The following is a 21,744-nucleotide window of genomic DNA, read 5'->3' as shown; positions in this document are numbered from 1 at the left end:
TCGGCCGTTCCCGGTAGGCCCTCGGTCATGACGACAGCTTCGGCCAGGACCCTCCACCGGACCGCCCGGCGGGCACTCGTGGTGATCGCACTCGCGCTGGCACTCGTCGGTGGGTCGGTCGGTGCTCCGGTCGCCCAGGCGGCCGAGTCCCCGAGCACACCCCCGATGGTCCGCGAGGTCAACGGTGTGTGCGGCACGCTCGTCGGAGCCGGGGCGAGCGCTGCGTCCTTGTTCAGGCAGGTGGCCACCCGCGGGGCGGGGTGGGGCTCCGTGGCCATCGCGCTCGGATGCCTCACCAAGGACGGGATGGACTACTCGGACGCCTACAACGCGACCCCGGAAGGACGCGCGTCCATCCAGCGTATGAAGGACCACTACGGCGGATGGTCGGTGAGCGACTGGATGACGGCCGCCGGATGCTCGCTCCGCGAACGTGGCCCCGCGATCGCGGATTCGGCGGAGCCGGCCCGGTTCTCCTGGGACTGCAGCAGGAGCCCGTACATCTACACGGACTGAGCGGCGCCCCGGCCGCGGCTCATCCTTCGTGCGTTGCGGCCGGGTCCCGTCGGGCTCCGCCCGACACGGACCGGCCGGACGACGAGCGGTTCGTGGCCGGTGCGTCCAGGGTGTCCACCGTCGCGGTCTCGGGGAGCGGCAGCCGTACGGTGAACACGGCGCCGCTGCCGTCGTCGCGGGTGCCGACCGTCACCGACCCGCCGAGACGGCGGGAGATCCGGTCGACCAGGGCCAGCCCGATGCCGCGGGGGCGGCCACCGGGCGTCGCGCGGGTGCTGAAGCCGAAGGTGAACAGCTCGCGGGCGGTGTCCGGTGGCACCCCGGGGCCGCTGTCGGAGACCTCCAGGAGCAGCTCCCGGTCGTCGGGGGCCGTGCGCAGGGCCACGGCGACCGACCGCTCCCCGGGACGCCCGGCGACGACCTCGACCGCGTTGTCGACCAGGTTGCCGACCAGCGAGACCAGATCGTCCGCGGCGAAGGGCAGCCGCAGCTCCGGCAGTAGGTCTGGGTCGCAAGCGTCGGTGACGGTGAACGCGACGTCCTGCTCGGAGGCCTGCCACGCCTTGTCGGCGAGCAGCGCGGCGAGGACCGGGTCGTACACCTCGGCCACGATCCGGACGCCGGGTCCGCGGGTGCGGTCCAGCGCGGCGGTGCCGGCCGCCGCGGCGTCGGCGGTGTCGCCCAGCTCGATCAGGGTCAGCACGGTCTGCAGCCGGTTGCCGAACTCGTGTGCCTGCCCGGACAGGGCGGCGACGGTGTCGCGGGCCTCGTCGCGGTGGCGCAGCACGCCGGCGAGCTCGGTGCGGTCGCGCAGGGTGAAGACCTTCGTGCCGGGGCCGGCGGCGGGACCGGCCTGGCGGCTGTTGACCAGCAGCACCCGCTCACCGGCCAACGCGGGCCGGTCACGGAGGTCCTCGCGCAGCCCGCGGGAGAGCACTGCCGCGACGGCGGGGTCGATCCCGAGCGCGGCGACCGACCGGCCGGTGAGCACGGGGTCGTCGGTGTCGGGGGAGGGCGACGGGGCGGGCAGCCCGAGCAGTCGCCGCGCTTCGGCGTTGACGACGACGAGCCGCCCGTCACCGTCGACGACCAGGAGTCCCTCGCCGACGGCGTGCAACACCGCGTCGTGGTGGGTGTAGGCGGCGGTGATGTCCTCGGGCTCCAGGCCCAGGGTCTGGCGGCGGAGCCGACGGGCCAGCAGGACGGCCAGGCCCGAGCCGATCAGCACGGCGACCACGGCGGCGGCTGCGATGCCCGGGAGGGATCGCAGGGCGAGGTCGCTGATCCGGGTCTGCAGCACGCCGACCGAGACCACCGCGGCGATGCGGCCGTCGACCCGGACCGGGGTGACGGTGCGGACCGAGGGGCCCAGGGTTCCGGTGTAGACCTCGGTCGAGGTCTCTCCGGCCAGCGCCGGGACGATGTTGCCCTGGTAGACCAGGCCGATCTCGTCGGGGTTGTAGTGGCTGTAGCGGATGCCCTGCGGGGACATCACCACGATGAAGCCGGTGCCCGTGGCCCGCCGGACCCGCTCGGCCACGGGCTGCAGGCGGGCCGAGAGGATGGCGAGGCCGCCGCCGTCGTGCACGGCATCGAGTACCTCGGGGTCCGAGGCCAGTGACAGCGCGACCGCGGTGGTCAGCCGGCCCGCGGCGTCGTGCTCCAGTCGGCTCGCGCCGTACCCGCCGAGTGCGGCGAGCCCCCCCACGGTGAGCAGCACGGTCACGACCTGCAACAGGAACAGTTGCCGCACTAGCCGTGACCGGCGCAGCGGCGGGGCGGAACGGAAGGGCCGACGCACCGGTCCAGCCTGCCACCGGACGGGGGGACCGGTGACCCGGCCGGACGCGGCCGCGGCCCCGCCGGCGGTGGTGCCGCCGTGCGGGGCCGTGGTCATCGAGGAGGACGGAGCGCCGGGATCAGGAGCCCGCGCCGACCGTCGTCCGGTTGTCGGAGTCGGTGGTGGCCTTGTCCGACGACGCGGGGGCGTCGAGGCCGGAGCCGTGCTCGGCCTCCATGGCCGTGTCGACGAGCGTCGGGTCGTCGAGCACCGCCGCGAGCCGCTCGCGGTCCAGCTCGCCGTTCCAGCGGGCGATGGCCAGCGTGGCCACGACGTTGCCGATGCAGTTGGTGAGAGCGCGTCCCTCGGACATGACGCGGTCGATGCCGATGATCACCGCGATACCGATGGCGATCGCCTCGGGGGTGAAGAACTCCCCACCGAACGCCTGCAGCGAGGCGGACAGGGTGACGAGCCCGGCACCGGTGACGCCTGCTGCACCCTTCGAGGTCAGGACCATGAGCAGGGCGAGGCCGATCTGCAGACCGATCGGGAGGGTCTCGCCACCGGCCTGGGCGATGAACAGGGCGCCCAGGGTCAGGTAGATGCAGGTGCCGTCGAGGTTGAACGAGTAGCCGGTCGGGATCACCATGCCGACGGTCTGCTTGGAGGCCCCGGCGGCCTCGAGCTTGGTGAGCAGCCGGGGGAGCACCGACTCCGAGGACGAGGTCCCGAGAATGATCAGCAGCTCGTCCTTGACCAGCCGGACCACCTTGAAGACGTTGAACCCGGCGAGCGCGGACACCCCGCCGAGGACGACGACGACGAAGAACAGGCACGTTCCCCAGAACACCGCCATGAGCTGGAGCAGGTTGGTCAGCGACGACGCCCCGAACGCGGCCACCGTGTAGGCCATGCCACCGAACGCCGCGATCGGCGCGGCCCACATGATCAGCTTGATGATGCCGAAGATCACCTTGGCGAAGGTGTCGATGGAGCCGACCACGCGCTCCCGGAGCGCGGGGGTCATCGCGGACACCGCACACGCGGTCAGCACGGCGAGAACCAAGACGCGCAGGATCTCGTTGTCGACGAACGGCCCGAAGAAGCTGGTCGGGAGGACGTCGTCGAGCAGGAAGCCCACGAGGCCTTCCTGGCCGGACGCCGAGCCGGTGTCGATGTCCTGCTGGGCCCTGGCCAGGTCGGCGGCCGACGGGGTGCCGGTGAAGCCCGCACCCGGCGCGAAGATGTTCGCCGCGAGGAGCCCGATGGTGAGGGCGACGGCGGTCGCGGCGAGGAAGTAGCCGAGGGCCCGGACCGCGAGCCCACCGGCCCGCGCCAGGTTGCCGATCGAGGCGATCCCGACGACGACCGTGCAGAAGATGACCGGCGCGACGATGACCTTGATCATCTGGATGAAGCCGTCGGCGAGCCACTTGGTGCTCTTGCCGATGTCGGGGGCGAGCCACCCGACGAGCGCGCCGCCGACGATTCCGATGATCACCCAGAACCAGAGCTGGGTGTAGACCCTCTTCCTGCGCCGGGTGGGGGTGGGCGACCCCGTTCCCGACGAGCCGTCTGCGTTGGCGACCTCGGCCATGTCCGTCCTCCTCGACGTGTGCGGTGGGGAAACGATGGGGCCGGGGCGTGTCGTGGGGCAACCGCGGGGACACCGGGCTTGAGGAAGCTTTGAGGAAACGTCGCTAGGGTGGGCGCGTGCGGGTGCTGCTGGTCGAGGACGACGCGGTCCTCGGCGACGCCCTGCGGCGCAGCCTGGTCCGCGAGGGCTACCCGACCGACCTCGTGACCAGCGGATCCGCGGCCATCGCGGCCGTCGCCGAGCGGGAGCCCGACGTCGTCCTGCTCGACATGGGCCTGCCCGACCGCGACGGCATCGGCGTCTGCCGGGAGATCCGGGAGCGGTCCCGGGTGCCGATCCTCGCCATCACCGGCCGCGGCGACGTCGCGGCGCGGGTGCAGGGCCTGCGCTCGGGCGCCGACGACTACCTGGTCAAGCCGGTCTCCACCGAGGAGCTCGTCGCCCGGATCGAGGCCGTCCTGCGCCGCGCGACCCGCGCCGCGGTGGCCGCGACGGTGAGCGTCGGCGACGTCGTCGTCGACCTCGACCGGCGGGCGGTGACCGCGGGCGGCGCCGAGGTCGCGCTGACCCGCAAGGAGTTCGACCTGCTCGCCGCGCTCGCCCGCCGCGAGGGCGCGGTGCTGCCGCGCACCGAGCTGCTGGAGCAGGTGTGGGGGATCGCCGACGCCTCCGCGGCGCGCACGCTGGAGGCGCACGTGGCGTCGCTGCGGTCGAAGCTGGGCGCCCGCGACGTCGTGGTGACGGTCCGTGGAGTCGGGTACCGGCTGGCGCGTTAGCGTCCCGGCGTGCCCGCACGCAACCCGCCCCCGCCGCCCGGCCTCGTGATCGTCGACAAGGACCGGGGCCCGACCAGCCACGACGTCGTCGGGACGCTCCGCCGGATCATGGGCACCCGCAAGGTCGGTCACGCCGGGACGCTGGACCCGATGGCCACCGGGGTGCTCGTCGTCGGCATCGAGCGGGCCACCAAGCTGCTCGGGCACCTGTCGCTCGACACCAAGGCCTACACCGCGACCGTGCGTCTCGGGCAGGCCACCGACACCGACGACGCCGAGGGCACGCCCGTCGGCGAGCCCGTCCCGGTCGTGGCCGACGACGCCGCCGTCCGGGCCGCGATGGCCGCGCTGACGGGGCCGATCATGCAGGTCCCCAGCGCGGTGTCCGCGGTGAAGATCGACGGCAAGCGCGCCTACCAGCGGGTCCGCGACGGCGAGACCGTCGAGATCCCGGCCCGCCCGGTCACCGTCTCGGCCTTCGAGCTGCTCGCGGTGCGCCGCGAGGGGCCGTGGTGCGACCTGGACGTCGCCGTCGACTGTTCCTCGGGCACCTACGTCCGTGCGCTCGCCCGCGACCTCGGCACGGCACTGGGCTCCGCCGGGCACCTGACCGCGCTGCGACGCACCCGGGTCGGACCGTTCACCCTGGAGCACGCGCGCACCGTCGAGCAGCTCGCCGACGACCCGGGCCTGTCGCTGGACCTCGCCGCGGCCGTCGCGACGGCGTTCCCGCGCGTCGACCTCGACGCCTCCGCCGCCACCGACGTGCGGTTCGGCAAGTCGCTGCCCGCGGCCGGGATCGACGGCACCTACGGCGTGTTCGGCCCGGACGGCGCCGCGCTGGCCCTGATGGCCGACCGCGGCGCCGCCGCCCGCCCGGTCGTCGTGCTCGCCCCGGCGGGCTGACCCCGGGCCGTGCTCGCCCCGGCGGGCTGACCCCCGGGCCGGCCGCGGTCGCCCGCTGCGCGGGATCCCACCCGGTTCGCCTAGGCTCGCGGCCGTGCAGCGGTGGCGTGGTCTGGAGGCGGTTCCACCCGGGTGGGGCCGGTGCGTCGTCACCGTCGGCGTGTTCGACGGGGTGCACCGGGGGCACCGGCAGCTGATCGCCCGTGCCGTGGAACGGGCACACGAGCGCGGCCTGCCCGCGGTCGTCGTGACGTTCGACCCGCACCCGGCCGAGCTGATCCGGCCCGGCACGCACCCGGCGCGGCTGTCCACACTCGACCGGCGGGCGGAGCTCGTGGCCGAGGCGGGCGCGGACGTCTTCTGCGTCATCCCGTTCACCGAGGCGCTGTCCCGGATGGCGCCCGCGGGGTTCGCGCACGAGGTGCTGGTGGACCGGCTGCACGCGGCGGTCGTCGTCGTGGGCAGCAACTTCACCTTCGGCCACCGCGCCGAGGGCGACGTCGGGACCCTCGCCGAGCTGGGCCGCCGCTTCGGGTTCGCCTGCGAGGCCCTCGACCTGGTCTCCGACCACGACGTGACCTTCTCCTCCACCTACATCCGGTCCTGCATCGACGCGGGGGCCGTCCGCGACGCCGCGCACGCGCTGGGCCGCTGGCACCGGGTGGACGGCGTGATCGTGCACGGCCACAAGCGTGGCCGTGACCTGGGCTACCCGACGGCGAACGTCGCCGGCTCACCGCACGCGGCGATCCCCGCCGACGGCGTCTACGCGGGCTGGTTCCGCATCGGCGACCGCCGCCTGATGGGCGCCATCTCGGTGGGCACCAACCCGACGTTCTCCGGGCGGGTGCGCACCGTCGAGGTCTACGTCCTCGACGTCGACGAGAACTTCTACGGCCACGAGGTCGGCGTGGAGTTCGTCGAGCGGCTGCGCGGCCAGGAGCACTACGACGGCATCGAGGCGCTCGTCGCGCAGATGGGCCGCGACGTCGCGACCTGCCGCGAGATCCTCACCGCGGTCGGCGACGCGACCGGACCCGACGGGGCGCCGGGTTAGGTGAAAACCCCCTGCCGGGGCCGAACGTCCACGCCCGCACCGCGTGGTCGCCGAGGCTGTCCGGCATGGACGACCCCCGCACCGAGGACCCGGTGGCGCAGGAGATCGCGCGCAACCGCGACCGCCAGAGCGCGATCTACGGCGAGCCCCTCGACGAGCGCATCCGCCGGCTCACGACCGGCCTCGGCATCACCCAGGCCCGCCTCGCCGCCGCGGTCGGGCTGAGCCCGGCGATGCTGTCCCAGCTGGCGGGCGGGCGCCGGGTCAAGATCGGGGACCCGGCGGTGCTGGGCCGGATGACCGCGCTGGACCGGCGGCTCGCGCACGGCCCGGTGCCCGACGCCGAGCGCGACGTGCTGCTGGCCCGGGTCCGGCAGGAGCCGACGCCGTGGGGCCCCACCGGCGGCTGTCGCTGCGCCGAGCAGACCCCCGCCACCGGGCCGGCGGTGCCGCAGCCGCGACGGGCACCGGCCGAGCCGACCGCGGAGGACGCGCTGCGCGGGGTGAGCGCGCCGGCCCGGCTCGTCGCCGCGGCGGCGGAGCTGGCCCCGGCGTTCCCGGAGATCGCGGAGGTGCTGCGTCGTGCCGCCGCCGGACGGCGCTGACAGGCTGTGCGGATGCGGCTGTTCACCGCGCTGTGGCCGCCGCCCGGGGCGGTGGCGGCGCTGACCCGTGCACTCGACGGGGCCCCGCCCCCGCTCCCGGACGGCGCGCGCCCGACCGACCCGTCGACCTGGCACGTGACGCTGTGCTTCCACGGCGACGACGACCCGGACACCCGGGCCTCGGCCCTGGACACCGCGCTGGTCCGCGCCGTCGCGCCGCGGCTGCGGATCGCCGGGACGGGCACCTTCCCCGGCGTGCTGTGGACCGGGGTCGAGGAGAGCGGGGGACCCGTCCTCCCCGGCCTGGCCGCCCGGGCCGGTGCGACGGGGCCCCGGCCGTACCGCCCGCACGTCACCCTGGCCCGGTGGGACCGGCGCCGCGGCGACGCGACCGTGGGCGGCGACGGCCTCGCCGCGGGCCCCTGGTGGACACCGGGGGAGGCGGTGCTCGTGCGCAGCGACCCCGGTGCGCGCTACACCGTGGTCCACCGGGTCCCGCTGCGCCCCGGCACACCGGACCGCACACCGGGGTGACGCGGGTCGGCGGCGGTCGGCGCACCCGTCGCTGGTACCGTTTCACACCGGGTCCGGCTGCAGTCCGTGGCGGCCGAGACCGACTTCCTGCCGTCCCACCGGTTCATCCGGGTTTCGTCGGACGTCACGGCCCCACGGACCGTCTCGAAGATGAAGGAGTTGAGCAGTGGCACTGACCACCGCCGAGAAGAAGAGCACGCTCGAGCAGTACGGCACCCACTCCACCGACACCGGGTCCCCCGAGGCCCAGGTCGCGCTGCTGACGCAGCGCATCGTCGGCCTGACCGAGCACCTGAAGCAGCACAAGCACGACCACCACAGCCGGCGCGGCCTGCTGCTGCTGGTCGGTCGTCGTCGCCGGCTGCTCAAGTACCTGCGTGAGGTGGACGTCGCCCGCTACCGCGCGCTGATCGAGAAGCTGGGTCTGCGCCGCTGACCCGCCCGGCCGACCCGGCACCGGTTCCCGGTGCCGGGTCGTTCCGTGACACCGAGCGACACAACTGAACAGAGCCCGCCACTCGGGCGACCGGACATCCGCCGGTCCTCGGTAGTGGCCCCCGGAGCGCGACGCGCGGCCGGGGGCTTCGATCGAAGACCGGCCCAGCAGGGGATCGAGCCGGCGCCACGGTGGTGGGGGTAGACGAAGACCACTCCCAACGACGAGGAGAACACCCCCGTATGACTGACGTCATCTCCGAGGACGGCGTGCACGAGAGCACCGCCGTCATCGACAACGGCGCCTACGGCACCCGCACCGTCCGGTTCGAGACCGGCCGGCTCGCCCGCCAGGCCGCCGGGTCCGTCGTCGCGTACCTCGACGACGAGACCATGCTGCTGTCCGCCACGACCGCCTCGAAGCGGCCGAAGGACCAGTTCGACTTCTTCCCGCTCACGGTGGACGTCGAGGAGCGGATGTACGCCGCGGGCCGGATCCCCGGCTCGTTCTTCCGCCGCGAGGGCCGCCCGGGCACCGACGCGATCCTGACCTGCCGCCTCATCGACCGCCCGCTGCGCCCGTCCTTCGTGGACGGCCTGCGCAACGAGATCCAGGTCGTCGTTACGGTCATGTCGCTCGACCCGAAGGACCCCTACGACGTCGTGGCGATCAACGCCGCGTCGGCGTCCACCCAGCTCGCCGGCCTGCCGTTCTCCGGCCCGGTCGGCGGCGTCCGCGTCGCGCTCATCGCGGGCGACGGAACCGACGCTGCGCCGACTTCTCAGTGGGTCGCCTTCCCGACCCACGACCAGCTCGACCGCGCCGCGTTCGACATGGTCGTCGCGGGCCGCATCGTCGGTGACGACGTCGCGATCATGATGGTCGAGGCCGAGGCCACCGAGAACACCATCGACCTCGTCGCCGGTGGGGCCACCGCCCCGACCGAGGGCGTCGTCGCGGACGGGCTGGAGGCGGCCAAGCCGTTCATCCGCAGCCTGTGCATCGCCCAGCAGCAGCTGGCCGACGTCGCGGCCAAGCCGACCGCCGACTACCCGGTGTTCCCGGCCTACCAGCCGGACGCCTTCGAGGCGGTCTCCGAGGCCGTCGAGCAGGAGCTGGCGCAGGCGCTGACCATCGCCGGCAAGCAGGAGCGCGAGACCCGGACCGACGAGATCAAGGCGTCGGTGCTGGACAAGCTCGGCGAGCGCTTCGTCGGCCGCGAGTCCGAGCTCGGCAACGCGTTCCGCTCGCTGAACAAGAAGCTGGTCCGCCGCCGCATCCTGACCGACCAGGTCCGGATCGACGGCCGTGGCCTGACCGACATCCGGCCGCTGTCGGCCGAGGTCGAGGTCGTCCCGCGGGCGCACGGCTCGGCGCTGTTCGAGCGTGGCGAGACCCAGATCATGGGCGTCACCACGCTGAACATGCTCCGCATGGAGCAGCAGATCGACCAGCTGGGGCCGGAGACGCGCAAGCGCTACCTGCACCACTACAACTTCCCGCCGTACTCGACCGGTGAGACCGGCCGCGTCGGCTCGCCGAAGCGCCGCGAGATCGGCCACGGCGCGCTCGCCGAGCGGGCCCTGATCCCGGTCCTGCCGACCCGCGAGGAGTTCCCCTACGCGATCCGGCAGGTCTCCGAGGCCCTGGGCTCGAACGGCTCGACCTCGATGGGCTCGGTCTGCGCGTCCACGATGTCGCTGCTCAACGCCGGTGTGCCGCTGAAGGCGCCGGTCGCGGGCATCGCGATGGGCCTGGTGTCCGACGAGGTCGACGGCCAGACGCGCTACGTCGCGCTGACCGACATCCTCGGTGCCGAGGACGCGTTCGGCGACATGGACTTCAAGGTCGCCGGAACCAAGGAGTTCGTCACGGCGCTGCAGCTGGACACCAAGCTGGACGGCATCCCGTCCGAGGTACTCGCCGCCGCGCTGAACCAGGCCAAGGACGCCCGCCTGACCATCCTCGAGGTGATCGGCGAGGCCATCGAAGGCCCGGACGAGATGAGCAAGTACGCGCCTCGGGTCACCGCGGTGAAGGTCCCGGTCGACAAGATCGGCGAGGTCATCGGCCCGAAGGGCAAGATGATCAACTCGATCACCGAGAAGACCGGCGCCGACATCTCGATCGAGGACGACGGCACGATCTACGTCGGTGCGAACGACGGCCCCTCCGCGGAGGAGGCGATCGGCATGATCAACGCGATCGCCAACCCGCAGCTGCCGAAGGTCGGCGAGCGGTTCCTGGGCACGGTGGTCAAGGCCGCCGCGTTCGGTGCCTTCGTCTCGCTGGTCCCCGGCAAGGACGGCCTGGTCCACATCTCGAAGCTCGGCAACGGGAAGCGGATCAGCAAGGTCGAGGACGTCGTCAAGGTCGGCGACAAGCTGCGCGTCGAGGTCACCGACATCGACAACCGCGGCAAGATCTCGCTGGTCCCGGTGGTCGAGGAGTCCGCGGCCACGGAGGCGCCTGCCGAGGGTGCCGTCGACGCCGAGGCCCCGGCCGAGGCCGCCAACCCGAGCTGAACTGTTGGCATCTGAGAACGACCACGCGACGGCGGCCCGGGACTCCTCCCGGGCCGCCGCCCGCGTGTCCCCGCCGCCCGTGGCCACCGCCGACGACACCACCGACACGGTCCGCCGCAGCGACCTGCCCGGCGGGGTCCGGCTCGTCACCGAGACGGTGCCGGGCGTCCGCTCGGTCGCGCTGGGCATCTGGATCGGGATCGGCTCGGTCGACGAGACGCCCGAGCAGGCGGGGGCCGCGCACTTCCTGGAACACCTGCTCTTCAAGGGCACCCGGCGGCGCACCGCGGCGGGCATCGCCGAGGAGATGGACGCCGTCGGCGGTGAGCTGAACGCGTTCACCGCCAAGGAGCACACCTGCTACTACGCCCACGTCCTCGACACCGACGTGGCGCTGGCGGTGGACGTGCTGGCCGACGTCGTCACCGACGCCGAGCTGGCGCACACCGACGTCGAGCTGGAACGGGGCGTCGTGCTCGAGGAGATCTCGATGCGCGACGACGACCCGGAGGACCTGCTCGGCGACCTGTTCGACGAGACCCTGTTCGGCGACCACCCGCTGGGGCGCCCGGTGATCGGCTCCGAGGACTCGATCCGGGCGATGAGCCGCGACACCCTGCACAGCTTCTGGCGCGGGGAGTACACGGCGCCGCGGATGGTCGTCGCCGCGGCCGGGAACCTGGACCACGACCACGTCGCGGAGCTCGTCGCCGCCGCGCTGGACCGGGCGGCGCAGGGGCACCGCGGCGCCCGCCCGGTGCCGCCGCGGACGGCGACCGGGGCCCGCCCCGTGCGCACCGGCGCCCTCGGCCTGCTCGACGACGACTCCGAGCAGGCCCACGTGATGCTCGGTGTGCCCACCGCGGGCCGCGCCGGACGCGGTCTGCCGGTGCTGGCGGTGCTGAACTCCGCCCTCGGCGGGGGACTGTCGTCGCGGCTGTTCCAGCAGGTCCGCGAGCAGCGCGGACTGGCCTACCAGGTCTACTCCTCGACCGTCCGCTACGCCGACGCCGGCGCACTGTCGGTGTACGCGGGGTGCGCCCCGGAGCGGCTGGGCGAGGTCGTCGCCGTCGTGCGGGACGTGCTCGCCGAGGTCGCGGCCGACGGCCTGACCGAGGCCGAGGTCGTCCGCGCCCGGGGCGCCCTGCGCGGGGGACTGGTACTGGGCTGCGAGGACACCGCGTCGCGGATGAACCGGCTCGGCCGCGCGGAGCTGGACCACGGGCGGCAGCGGTCGCTGGCCGACAGCCTGGCCCGGATCGACGCGGTCACCCCGGGCGAGGTCGCGGCACTGGCCGCGGACCTGCTGGCCCAGCCGCTGACGGCCGCGGTCGTGGGGCCCTACGCGGAGCTCGACGACCTGCCGGCCGCGTTGCGCGACCTGGCCTGAGGCCGTCGCCGGCCCTGAGAGGCGCGCTCCCGGCTCGTCTGCCGCTCCGAGAGCCTCACCCCGAGCGGGCAGGGCGGCGGCCCCTGAGGTGCTGGAGCGCCGATCCGGGCTGACCTACCGGTGAACGCGAGGGCGGGGCGGCATCGCGATTCCGTACGGTCGATCTGTGCGACCTGCTGGCAGGCTGGGCGCCATGACCGCCCTCGCCGTCGTCGCCGGCCTGATGATGCTCGTCGGCCTGGCCGGGATCGTGCTGCCGGTGCTGCCCGGGCCGCTGCTGATCGTCGGCGGGGTGGCGGTCTGGGCGGTCCCGCGCGGCGACGCGGTCGGCTGGTGGGTGCTCGGCATCGCGGTGCTCGTCACCGTCGCCGGTCAGGTCGCGAAGTACCTGCTCCCCGGACGGCGGCTCAAGGCCGCCGGGGTCCCGACCCGCACCCTGTTCGCGGGGCTCGTGCTCGGGGTCGTCGGCTTCGTCGTCGTACCCGTCGTCGGGCTGTTCCTCGGGTTCGTGCTGGGGGTGTGGCTGGCCGAGCTGGCCCGCCTGCCCGACGCCGCCACCGCCTGGCGTTCGGCACGCGAGGCGCTCACCGCCGTCGGCTGGAGCATCCTCATCGAGCTCGCGGCCGGGCTGGTGACGGTCGCGGTGTGGATCGGCGGCCTGGTCGTCGGCTGAGCCCCGGCCGACCGGGCCCCGTGATCACGGATCGGGAACCCTCCGCGTCGCCCTGCGACCGGTCCGGTGCCGGATCCGTGATCACGGCGGGCCGCTGCATAGACTCCCCGGCGGTCCACGACGTCGAGGTGCGCGAGGTGTACGGGTGAGCGGGACGATCAAGGTGGCGGTCCTCGGGGCGAAGGGCCGGATGGGCTCCGAGGTGTGCCGGGCGGTCGAGGCCGCCGGGGACACCGAGCTGGTCGCCGCGCTGGACGCGGGCGACGACCTGTCCGCCCTCGACGGTGCCGACGTCGCCGTGGACTTCACCCACCCCGGCGCCGCGATCCCCCACATCCGCGAGTGCCTGGCGCGCGGGGTCGCACCCGTCGTCGGGACCAGCGGCTTCGACGCCGCCCGGTTCGACGAGGTCCGCGCGATCCTCGACGAGCGCGGCTCCGGCAGCGTGCTCGTCGCCCCGAACTTCGGGGTCGGCGCCGTGCTGATGATGCACTTCGCGGCGCAGGCCGCCCGCTTCTTCGACTCCGCCGAGGTCGTCGAGCTGCACCACGCCGGCAAGGTCGACGCGCCGTCCGGCACCGCCGCGCGGACCGCGTCGGTGATCGGCGCGGCACGACGCGAGGCCGGGCTCGGCGAGGTCCCCGACGCCACCACCGACGACCCGCACGGCGCCCGCGGCGCGGTCGTCGAGGGCGTCCACGTGCACGCGGTCCGGATGCCCGGGCTGATCGCGCACCAGGAGGTCATCCTCGGCACCGACGGCGAGGTGCTCACCCTGCGCCACGACTCGATGAACCGGACCAGCTTCATGCCGGGCGTGCTGCTCGCGGTGCGTGCCGTGCGCGACCGCCCCGGCCTGACGATCGGCCTCGAGCCGCTGCTCGGGCTCGGCTGAGCCCTCAACCGATCAGGTGCAGGTCCAGCGTCCCGGCGTGGCGGACCTCGCGCAGCGTCGACGTGCCGGTGTCCAGCGTGCGCACCGCGCCGTCGGGCGCCCAGCCGGCACGGCTGTAGAAGTTCCGTGAGGCGGTGTCGGCCTCGGCCACCCAGGTGCGCCCGGAGTCCGAGCCGGACTCCCGCAGCGCGGCCGCGGCGGCGGCGAGCAGCCGTCCGCCGTGCCCGCGCCTGCCCCAGCGCGGCTCCACGAGCAGCGTGCTGACCTCGGCGATCGCCATGCCGTCGGCCCCGGCGTAGCGGGCGGCGGCGGCGAACCCGACGGTCTCGTCCCCCTCGACGGCGACGAACAGGTGGAAGCCGTCCCCGGCGTGCACGGCGTCGCTCCAGTGCGAGCGCGCGGCGTCCGAGGTGAGCCCGGCGAACGCCTCCTCGGGCAGCAGCCCGGCGTAGGCGGTGCGCCAGGTGCGGTCCTGGATCGCCATGATCGCGCCGACGTCGTCGTCGGTGGCGGGGCGGACGGTCGCGGTGGCCATGGGACATGCCTACCGTGCGACCCGGTCGCCCGTTCCTGTCGGGGGTCGATGGCACGATCCGGGCGTGCGCACGATCTCAGCCGACGTCGCCCGTCGGACGTTCCTCGCGGCCCAGGGCTTCACCGACCCGCGGCCGTCCGGGCCGGTCACCCGCCGCCATCTCGGGCGGGTGCTGGACCGGGTGAAGCTGCTGCAGCTCGACTCGGTCAACATCGCGGTGCGCGCGCACTACATGCCGCTGTTCAGCAGGCTCGGTGCCTACCCCGCCGCCCTCCTCGACGACGCCGCCTGGTCGCCCGACGCGCGCCGCCCGCGGCTGCTGGTGGAGACCTGGGCGCACGAGGCGAGCCTCGTCCCGGTCACCGACCGGCCGCTGCTGTCCCACGAGACGCTGCCGCGGCGGTGGTGGAAGCACTACGGGCCGCTGCTGGAGAAGCACCCGCAGCTGGCCGGGGACATCCTCGACGTCGTCGCGGAGGCGGGGCCGATGGGCGCCGGGGCGATCGAGAAGGCGCTGGCCCCGGCCGGCCGGGCCGGTGAGGTGCGCCCGCGCCCGCCCGGCGCGACCTGGTGGGAGCGCTCGGAGGTCAAGCGGGTCTGCGAGTACCTGTTCGCGACGGGGGAGCTGTCGGTCGGCACCCGCGTCCACTTCGAACGCCGCTACGACCTGCCCTCGCGGGTCCTGCCGCCGGAGATCCTGGCGCTGCCCGAGCCGGACCCGGCGGACGCCGCGCGCGAACTCGTGGCCAGGTCCGCGTCCGCGCTGGGGATCGGCACCGAGACCGACCTGCGCGACTACTACCGGCTCGGCCCGGAACGCACCCGCACCGCGATCGCCGAGCTGGTCGACGCGGGTGCCCTGGAGCCGGTGAAGGTGCGCGGCTGGGACCGGCCCGCCTACCGGGACCCGGCGGCCCGGGTGCCGCGCGCGGTGAGCGGGCGGGCGCTGCTGTGCCCGTTCGACCCGCTGGTGTGGGAGCGGGACCGGACCGAGCGGATCTTCGGCTTCCGCTACCGCATCGAGATCTACGTGCCGGAGCCGAAGCGGGAGTACGGCTACTACGTCTTCCCGTTCCTGCTCGACGGCGAGCTCGTCGGCCGGGTCGATCTCAAGGCCGACCGGGCGGCCGGGGTGCTGCGGGTGCCCGGCGCGTTCGCCGAGGCCGGGGCGAGTTCCCCGCGCCCGCGGATCGCGGCCGAGCTGGCCGGTGAGCTCGCGACGATGGCGGGCTGGCTCGGGCTCGACGGCGTCGCCGTGGGGGAGCGGGGCGACCTGGCCGCCGAGCTCCGGGCCGAGGTCGCCGCCGCCTGAGCGCTCAGGCGGGGTCGAGGCGGAACACGACGATCGTGTCCAGGTGCTCGGAGACCTGCTCCTCGGTGGCGTCGGCGGGCACCGGGAAGGCCGACAGCGCCCACGGCACGTCGAGCGCCCGCAGGTAGCCGACGACGGCGGCCGCGGCCTCGGCGCGGCCGGGCTCGACCGCGCGGTGCGGCTCGTCGCCCGCGGCGGAGCGGATCGCGCACTCCGGGGTCGCCCGCAGGTTGCGCACCCAGTCCCGCCCACCGGTGGGGGAGACCAGGTAGCCGGCGCCGCCGTGCCCGACGACGCCGATCGGGGTGTCGCGCGGCTCCCCGCTGCTCCGCCCGCGGGTACGCAACACGCGCAGGGCGTAGCCGCCGTCGGGGACGGGGGTGGGAGGCATCTGCAGCACCCGGGCGGTCATGGAGGCGTTCGTCGCGGCGATCTCGGTGCGGTCCACGACACCGAGCCTACGCCGGTACCTCGCTCGCCGATCATCTCGACGAACGAGGTACCGGTCGCAGGTCAGACCGCGGCGGCGGAGGCCCGGGTGACCAGGACGTCGCCGCTGCCGGTGCGCCCGGACAGCCGCACCGCCGGTGCCGTGGACGGGGTGTCGTGGCGGAGGTCGAGCTCGGAGCGGGCGCGGCCCGATCCGGTCGACAGGTCCAGCTCGGCGGCCACACCGGAGTGCACCCCGACCCGGACCGACCCCGACCCGGTGCCGAGCCGGACGTCACCGGAGACCGCGTCGGCGACGACGACGTCCCCCGACCCCGAGCGCACCTCCAGGTCCGCGGTGAGCTCGCCGACGCGGACGTCGCCGCTGCCGGTCCGGATGCGCGACGCGCCGCCGAGCGACCCGGCCTCGACGCCGCCGGAGCCGGCGCGCAGGTGCGCCCGGCCCGAGCACGTGCCCAGGTCGATCGACCCCGACCCGGTGGTGACGTCGGCGTCGCCGTGCACCTGGGCCACCCGGGCCGCACCGGACCCGGTCCGCACCGCGGCCCAGGACGCCCGGCCGGTCAGCTCGACCGAGGCCGCGCCGGTCCGCACCGCGGGCCGCGACCCGGCGGGGGCGGAGACGGTCACCACGAGCGGTACCGCGCCGAGGGCCGGGTCGTCCGGACCGCGGACCACCAGGCGTCGCGACGAGGCCGACCACTCGATGGTGACGGCGTCGACGGCGTCCGCCGAGGGGTCGCCGGTGGCCTCCCAGGGGGCGCCGACGATCGGGTCGAACCCGCGGCCGGACCAGCCCGCCCCGGCCCGGGGCGCACCGGAGCCACCGGTCATCGAGCTGCCGATCCAGTCCAGCAGCCCACCGAGGCCGCCGGACCACGGCGCGGCGCTGCGGTCGGCGGTGACCTCCGCGCGGATCTCGTCGGCCCCGTCGACCAGGTCGATCCGGACCCGGCCTGCCCCGGTCGTCACCTCGATCTCGGCGGCGCCGGCGCAGTCGAACCGCTCGCCGCGGGAGGGACTGCCGGTGTCGGCGGCGCTGTCCCCGGTGCGGTCGCCACCGGTGCCGATGCCGGTGCCGCCCCCGCTGCTGCCGGTGCTGCCCGTGGGGGCGCTGTCGCCGCCGACGTCGCCGGTGCCCGCGTTGCCGGTACCCCCGTTGCCGGTGCCGGGGGCCTCGCCGGTGCCGCCGCGCGCGGCGTCACCGCTGCCGTCGTCCGGCCCGACGGGGCCGGTCTGCTCGTCGCTCATCCCTGCACCCATCCCCTCAGGCTGCGCCCGTCGCGGTGCGGGCGACCGACGCGTCCCTCCGCGCCGGCGAGCGCCCCCTGCACCGCCTGCGACACCCAGGTGTTGAGCGAGACGCCCTGGGACTGGGCGGCGCGCTCGGCCTGGGCCTTGATCTGCTCGACGATGCGCAGGGTGACCCGGCTGATGTCCCCGGCGTCACCGGAGAACGGCGAGCCACCGGAGGCCGGGCCACCGGGGGCGGCGCCGCCGAACGGGAAGCCGCCGAACGGCGACGTCCCCTCGCTCGCCGGGGCCGGGTCCGGGGTGGGGGAGTGCCCGGGCTCCGGGTCGCCCCCGGACACCGACACGCGCACCTCCCGGCCGTGCAGGCGGACCTCGACCGAGCGGTCGCCGAGTGCGGCGGTCGCCTCCGAGGCCAGGTCGGACAAGGCGTTCATGATCGCGAGCCGGGCGGCGGGCTCGATCGCGGAGCCGAGCAGCGCCGCCGTGCGACGGGTCTGCTCGTCGCCCGCGGCCGCCGCGGCGGCGAGGTCGTCGCGCAGCTGCGCGACATACGGCGTGAGGTCCATGACACCACTATGGCGTCACCACTGACATCACGCCACCCGTTCGTGGCGTCGGTTGCGACGTCGCAGCGCACCGGGGGTGCCGCGGCCGCCACCGTGGGTACGGGCGCGGGGCCCGGCGGGTGCCGGGGACGCCGGTCGTTACCCTCGCGGCATGTCGGAGACCGCGCCGAAGACCGTCCCGCTGACCGTGCAGCTCGTCGCGAAGACCGAGTTCACCCCGCCCGCGGACGTCCCGTGGTCCACCGACGCCGACGGCGGCCAGGCGCTGGCCGAGTTCGCCGGCCGCGCCTGCTACCAGTCGTGGACCAAGCCGAACCCGCGCACCGCGACCAACGCCGGCTACATCGCCCACATCCTCGAGGTCGGGCACCTCTCGGTCCTCGAGCACGGCTCGGTCAGCTTCTACCTGACCGGCATCTCGCGCTCGCTGACCCACGAGCTGATCCGGCACCGGCACTTCTCCTACTCCCAGCTCTCGCAGCGTTACGTCCCCGAGCGTGACGCCGCGATGGTCGAGCCCGACGTCATCGCCCGGGACCCGGAGCTGCACGAGCTGTTCCTGCAGGCCTCGGCCGACGCGCTCGCCTCCTACGAGAAGCTCCTCGAGGGGCTGGAGGCGCGCTTCGCCGACGTGCCGAACGGGACGCTGCGGCGCAAGCAGGCCCGCCAGGCCGCGCGGTCGGTGCTGCCGAACGCCACCGAGACCAGGATCGTCGTCACCGGGAACTACCGGGCGTGGCGGCACTTCATCGCGATGCGCGCCTCCGAGGCCGCCGACGTCGAGATCCGCAACCTCGCCGTCGAGTGCCTGCGCCAGCTGCAGGTCGAGGTGCCGAACGTGTTCGCGGACTTCCAGATCCAGACCCTCGCCGACGGCACCGAGATCGCCTCCAGCCCGCTGGTGGCTGAGGGCTGACGAGGCTCGCCGAGCCGGTTCCGGCGCTGAGGCCGGGCTCAGGCGAGGACGGCGTGCACCCGTCGTCGCAGGTCCGGCAGGTCCCGCACGACGAACCCGCGTCCCTCCTTCTCCAGCAGGCCCTCCGCGACCAGCCGGGACAGCTCCCGGCTGGTCGTGACCCGGGTGAGCCCCACGAGCAGCCCCAGCTCGTCGACGGCGGGGCGGATCGACAGCCGGGCCACCTCGTCGAGCGCGATCTCGCCGTAGGCCTCCACCAGGTGGCCGAGCAGCAGGATGATCCGCTCGCGGGCGGGCAGCCCCTCGATGAGCACGTGCAGCTGCATGACCCGCTGCTTGTAGGCGATCCGGCGGGTGATCTCGAGCAGGAGCTCCGGCGCGTCGCGGGCGGCGGTCAGCAGCGCGTCGCGGGTCACCGAGACGATCTCCGACGGCCGGGTGCAGACCGAGGCGAGGTGGCGCGGCCGTCCGTCGACGCAGGCGGCCTCGCCGAGGCTGGCGCCGGGCTCGGCGTAGGCCAGCGAGCGTTCCGAGCCGTCGGGCCGGTGCAGGTAGATCCGCACCCGCCCGGAGACGACGAGGTGGAACCGCGACGACAGCTGGCCCTGGGTGTAGACGTGCTCGCCGCGGGTGTAGTGGCGGGGGCTGCCCAGCCGCGCGATCCGGGAGGTCAGCGAGGTCCACGGGGCGGTCAGGAACGGTGAGACCGGGTGGTCGTCGGGATCGGGGGCGGGCAGCGCGCGCACGGTGCCGTCCGGCCGCCGCGCCGCGCCGCTGCTCATGGTCCCGCCTCCCGGCCGTCGCCGATGGTCCGACCGGACGGTAGCGGGCTGGAGCGCCTGCGGGTAGGCGGGACGGCCCGGACGCCGAGGGGTGCGTCCGGGCCGTCGGGGCCCGGGGGTGCCGGCCGGCGGCCGCCGGCACCGGGTGGGTGCGGGACGGTCCGCCCGGACGGGCGCCCCGGTGGCCGGTCAGACGGCCGAGAGCTGCGCGTCCTGCTCGGCGAGGGAGTCCGCGTCGGTCTGCGGCAGGGCCAGCGTGCAGAGCAGGCTGAGCAGCGAGACCGCCGAGAGCAGCAGGCCGATGCCGAGGCTGCCCAGCGTCGACGCGGCCAGCGCCGCGGCGAACAGCGGCACCACGCCGCCGCCGAAGACGCCGGCGAGGTTGTAGGCGATCCCGGCGCCGGTGTAGCGGAACCGGGTCGGGAACAGCTCCGGCAGCTGGGCGCCGATCGGGCCGTAGGCGATGCCGACGACGCCGAGCACCAGCGACAGGCCCAGCCCGAACGACCACACCGTCCCGATGTCGATGATCGGGAACGCGACGAGCCCGGCGACGACCGAGGCGATGTTGCCGCCGACGACCATCCTCCGGCGCCCGACCCGGTCGGACAGGACCGCCGAGGCGATCGTGGTCAGCGCGAAGACGATGCCGCCGACGATGCCCATGGCCAGCACCGACGGCCGCGGCAGCTGCAGCTGCTGGGTGCCGTAGCTGGTCAGGTAGGTGACGCCGATGTAGAAGAAGGCGAACACCGCGGTCGTCGAGCCGGCGCCGAGGAACACCGCGCCCGGACGGCTGGTGAACACCTCGGTGATCGGGAGCTTCGTCGAGACCGGGCCGCTGTTCTTGAACCCGGCGGTCTCCTCCAGGGCGAGCCGCACGTAGAGCCCGACCGCGACGAGCAGCACCGACCCGATGAACGGGATGCGCCAGCCCCACGCCAGGAACGCCTCGTCGCTCATGGTCAGCGCGGTGACCAGGAAGGTCGCCGACGCCAGCGCGAACGCCACCGACGGGCCGAGCTGGGGGAACAGCGCGTACGTGCCGCGGGCCTTCGTCGGCGCGTTCTCCGCGGTGAGCAGGGTCGTCCCGGCCCACTCGCCGCCGACGGCGAGGCCCTGCAGGATGCGCAGCACCACGAGCAGGATCGGCGCCAGGACGCCGATCATCCCGGTGGTGGGCAGCAGGCCGATCGCGAGCGTCGAGAAGCCCATCAGCAGCAGCGTGGTGACCAGCGTGCCCTTGCGGCCGAGCCGGTCGCCGAAGTGGCCGAACAGCACCGACCCGAACGGCCGCGCGACGAACGCCACGCCGAAGGTGGCCAGCGCGAGCGCGGTACCGGCCGCCGCCCCGAGCTCGGGGAAGAAGACCTTGTTGAACACCAGGGCCGCGGCGGTCCCGCATCGACCGCGGCGGCTGCGTGGTGGCAGCGTTCGTCACGTGTGTTCTCCCCGTCGAGAAGCGATGAGTGGGACGGATCGGAGTATCGGGACACCGGCGGGTGAGATCTGTATCACCGGCTACACGAGACGTGCGTTCCGTCAGCCGTCTGTCGACCGTTCGTTCGCGCGGTGCGGCCGCGGACGTGCGGCACTACGTTGGGGACGGTGAGCCTCGCCACCGCCGAACGTGCCGCCCTCTGCGCCGAGTTCGAACGCTCCGGACCCGACCGACCGACGCTGTGCGAGGGCTGGAACGCCCGCGACCTGCTCACCCACCTGCTGGTGCGCGAGCGGCAGCCGTGGAACGCCGCCGGGATCGTGGTGCCCGCACTGTCGGGCATGACCGACAAGGCGATGGACGGCTACGCGTCGGCGGCCTGGCCGAACATGATCGACGACCTGCGCAAGGGCCCGCCCGCGTGGTCGCCGTTCAAGGTGGGCAAGGTCGACGAGATCGCCAACGGCGCCGAGTTCTTCGTCCACCACGAGGACCTGCGCCGCGGGGAGCCCGGCTGGGAGCCCCGCCCGTCGGACCCGGAGCGCGACGGGCAGCTGTGGAACCTGCTCGCGAACCAGGCGAAGCTGCTGTTCCGGCGCAGCCCGGTCGGCCTGGTGCTGGCCCGTCCGGAGGGCGCGACCCAGGTCGTCGCCACCGGGTTCGGCGTGGTCACGGTGACCGGTGAGCCCGCCGAGCTGGTGCTGCACGCCTTCGGCCGGGACGCCGCGCGGGTCGAGGTGACCGGTCTGCCCGCCGACGTGGAGGCCTACCGCGGCGCCCCGTCCGGGATGTGAC

At 74.5% G+C, this 21,744-nt stretch carries 22 protein-coding genes; 14 read left to right on the top strand and 8 right to left on the bottom strand.

Annotated features, from left to right (window positions below; translation table 11 throughout):
- Positions 1-27 precede the first annotated feature (27 nt).
- Positions 28-516 (top strand): hypothetical protein, encoded by a 489-nt coding sequence (locus tag WHI96_RS06970; RefSeq protein WP_345642751.1) that lies wholly within the window; start codon positions 28-30, stop codon positions 514-516.
- A gap of 19 nt (positions 517-535) precedes the next feature.
- Here the strand turns inward: WHI96_RS06970 and WHI96_RS06965 are convergent, their stop codons facing one another.
- A complete protein-coding gene (locus tag WHI96_RS06965; RefSeq protein ID WP_345642748.1) occupies positions 536-2,269 on the bottom strand; it encodes an ATP-binding protein in 1,734 nt (577 codons plus the stop codon).
- A gap of 166 nt (positions 2,270-2,435) precedes the next feature.
- Positions 2,436-3,896, bottom strand: a complete 1,461-nt coding sequence (locus WHI96_RS06960) for a cation:dicarboxylate symporter family transporter (protein ID WP_345642746.1) — start codon at positions 3,894-3,896, stop codon at positions 2,436-2,438.
- 116 nt (positions 3,897-4,012) lie between these two features.
- Here WHI96_RS06960 and WHI96_RS06955 point away from each other — a divergent pair, with 116 nt between their 5' ends.
- The 10 genes from WHI96_RS06955 (at position 4,013) to dapB (ending at position 13,693) form a co-directional block, all read left to right on the top strand.
- Positions 4,013-4,672 (top strand): response regulator transcription factor, encoded by a 660-nt coding sequence (locus WHI96_RS06955; RefSeq protein WP_345642743.1) that lies wholly within the window; start codon positions 4,013-4,015, stop codon positions 4,670-4,672.
- A 9-nt stretch (positions 4,673-4,681) separates the two neighbouring features.
- Complete coding sequence (truB, locus tag WHI96_RS06950; protein ID WP_345642741.1) at positions 4,682-5,578, top strand: tRNA pseudouridine(55) synthase TruB; 897 nt, start codon at positions 4,682-4,684, stop codon at positions 5,576-5,578.
- Between the two features lie 94 nt (positions 5,579-5,672).
- Positions 5,673-6,635, top strand: a complete 963-nt coding sequence (locus WHI96_RS06945; protein WP_345642738.1) for a bifunctional riboflavin kinase/FAD synthetase — start codon at positions 5,673-5,675, stop codon at positions 6,633-6,635.
- Between the two features lie 65 nt (positions 6,636-6,700).
- Positions 6,701-7,240, top strand: a complete 540-nt coding sequence (locus tag WHI96_RS06940; RefSeq protein ID WP_345642735.1) for a helix-turn-helix domain-containing protein — start codon at positions 6,701-6,703, stop codon at positions 7,238-7,240.
- Positions 7,241-7,252: 12 nt separating this feature from the next.
- Positions 7,253-7,774 carry a 2'-5' RNA ligase family protein gene (locus WHI96_RS06935; protein ID WP_345642732.1) on the top strand — a complete coding sequence of 174 codons (522 nt, stop codon included), beginning with the start codon at positions 7,253-7,255 and terminating at the stop codon, positions 7,772-7,774.
- Between the two features lie 166 nt (positions 7,775-7,940).
- Positions 7,941-8,210, top strand: a complete 270-nt coding sequence (gene rpsO, locus WHI96_RS06930) for a 30S ribosomal protein S15 (protein ID WP_345642729.1) — start codon at positions 7,941-7,943, stop codon at positions 8,208-8,210.
- 242 nt (positions 8,211-8,452) lie between these two features.
- Positions 8,453-10,735, top strand: a complete 2,283-nt coding sequence (locus WHI96_RS06925; protein ID WP_345642726.1) for a polyribonucleotide nucleotidyltransferase — start codon at positions 8,453-8,455, stop codon at positions 10,733-10,735.
- A gap of 79 nt (positions 10,736-10,814) precedes the next feature.
- Positions 10,815-12,125, top strand: coding sequence for a M16 family metallopeptidase (locus tag WHI96_RS06920; protein ID WP_345642975.1), 1,311 nt, complete (start codon positions 10,815-10,817; stop codon positions 12,123-12,125).
- Between the two features lie 193 nt (positions 12,126-12,318).
- On the top strand, positions 12,319-12,798 hold the full coding sequence (locus WHI96_RS06915; protein ID WP_345642723.1) for a DUF456 domain-containing protein: 480 nt from the start codon (positions 12,319-12,321) through the stop codon (positions 12,796-12,798).
- A 145-nt stretch (positions 12,799-12,943) separates the two neighbouring features.
- A complete protein-coding gene (gene dapB, locus WHI96_RS06910) occupies positions 12,944-13,693 on the top strand; it encodes a 4-hydroxy-tetrahydrodipicolinate reductase (protein WP_345642721.1) in 750 nt (249 codons plus the stop codon).
- Between the two features lie 4 nt (positions 13,694-13,697).
- On the opposite strand, the gene WHI96_RS06905 is transcribed toward dapB, so the two are convergent.
- Complete coding sequence (locus WHI96_RS06905) at positions 13,698-14,228, bottom strand: GNAT family N-acetyltransferase (RefSeq protein ID WP_345642719.1); 531 nt, start codon at positions 14,226-14,228, stop codon at positions 13,698-13,700.
- A 64-nt stretch (positions 14,229-14,292) separates the two neighbouring features.
- On the opposite strand from WHI96_RS06905, the gene WHI96_RS06900 reads away from it, so the two are divergent.
- Positions 14,293-15,540: a winged helix-turn-helix domain-containing protein gene (locus WHI96_RS06900; RefSeq protein ID WP_345642716.1), complete on the top strand. Its 1,248-nt coding sequence runs from the start codon at positions 14,293-14,295 to the stop codon at positions 15,538-15,540.
- Between the two features lie 4 nt (positions 15,541-15,544).
- On the opposite strand, the gene WHI96_RS06895 is transcribed toward WHI96_RS06900, so the two are convergent.
- From WHI96_RS06895 to WHI96_RS06885, 3 genes are all read right to left on the bottom strand, one after another.
- The gene (locus WHI96_RS06895) at positions 15,545-15,988 is read right to left on the bottom strand and encodes a nitroreductase/quinone reductase family protein (RefSeq protein WP_345642714.1); all 444 of its coding nucleotides are present in this window, start codon (positions 15,986-15,988) and stop codon (positions 15,545-15,547) included.
- Positions 15,989-16,053: 65 nt separating this feature from the next.
- The gene (locus tag WHI96_RS06890; RefSeq protein ID WP_345642712.1) at positions 16,054-17,241 is read right to left on the bottom strand and encodes a DUF4097 family beta strand repeat-containing protein; all 1,188 of its coding nucleotides are present in this window, start codon (positions 17,239-17,241) and stop codon (positions 16,054-16,056) included.
- On the bottom strand, positions 17,238-17,810 hold the full coding sequence (locus WHI96_RS06885; RefSeq protein ID WP_345642710.1) for a toxin-antitoxin system HicB family antitoxin: 573 nt from the start codon (positions 17,808-17,810) through the stop codon (positions 17,238-17,240). Before WHI96_RS06885 ends, WHI96_RS06890 begins: the two co-directional genes overlap by 4 nt.
- Positions 17,811-17,961: 151 nt before the next feature.
- Here WHI96_RS06885 and thyX point away from each other — a divergent pair, with 151 nt between their 5' ends.
- Positions 17,962-18,726 carry an FAD-dependent thymidylate synthase gene (thyX, locus tag WHI96_RS06880; protein WP_345642708.1) on the top strand — a complete coding sequence of 255 codons (765 nt, stop codon included), beginning with the start codon at positions 17,962-17,964 and terminating at the stop codon, positions 18,724-18,726.
- 38 nt (positions 18,727-18,764) lie between these two features.
- On the opposite strand, the gene WHI96_RS06875 is transcribed toward thyX, so the two are convergent.
- Together WHI96_RS06875 and WHI96_RS06870 are read right to left on the bottom strand one after the other, a co-directional pair.
- Positions 18,765-19,508: a Crp/Fnr family transcriptional regulator gene (locus WHI96_RS06875; protein ID WP_345642705.1), complete on the bottom strand. Its 744-nt coding sequence runs from the start codon at positions 19,506-19,508 to the stop codon at positions 18,765-18,767.
- 189 nt (positions 19,509-19,697) lie between these two features.
- Positions 19,698-20,891, bottom strand: a complete 1,194-nt coding sequence (locus WHI96_RS06870; protein WP_345642702.1) for an MFS transporter — start codon at positions 20,889-20,891, stop codon at positions 19,698-19,700.
- Positions 20,892-21,116: 225 nt separating this feature from the next.
- Here WHI96_RS06870 and WHI96_RS06865 point away from each other — a divergent pair, with 225 nt between their 5' ends.
- Positions 21,117-21,743 (top strand): TIGR03085 family metal-binding protein, encoded by a 627-nt coding sequence (locus WHI96_RS06865; RefSeq protein WP_208819483.1) that lies wholly within the window; start codon positions 21,117-21,119, stop codon positions 21,741-21,743.
- The last annotated feature ends 1 nt before the right edge of the window (position 21,744 follow it).

The organism is Pseudonocardia tropica (assembly GCF_040105315.1).
Taxonomy (GTDB): domain Bacteria; phylum Actinomycetota; class Actinomycetes; order Mycobacteriales; family Pseudonocardiaceae; genus Pseudonocardia; species Pseudonocardia alni.
The sequence above is the reverse complement of the archived record's forward strand: the minus strand, read 5'-3'. Positions and strand labels throughout refer to the sequence as shown.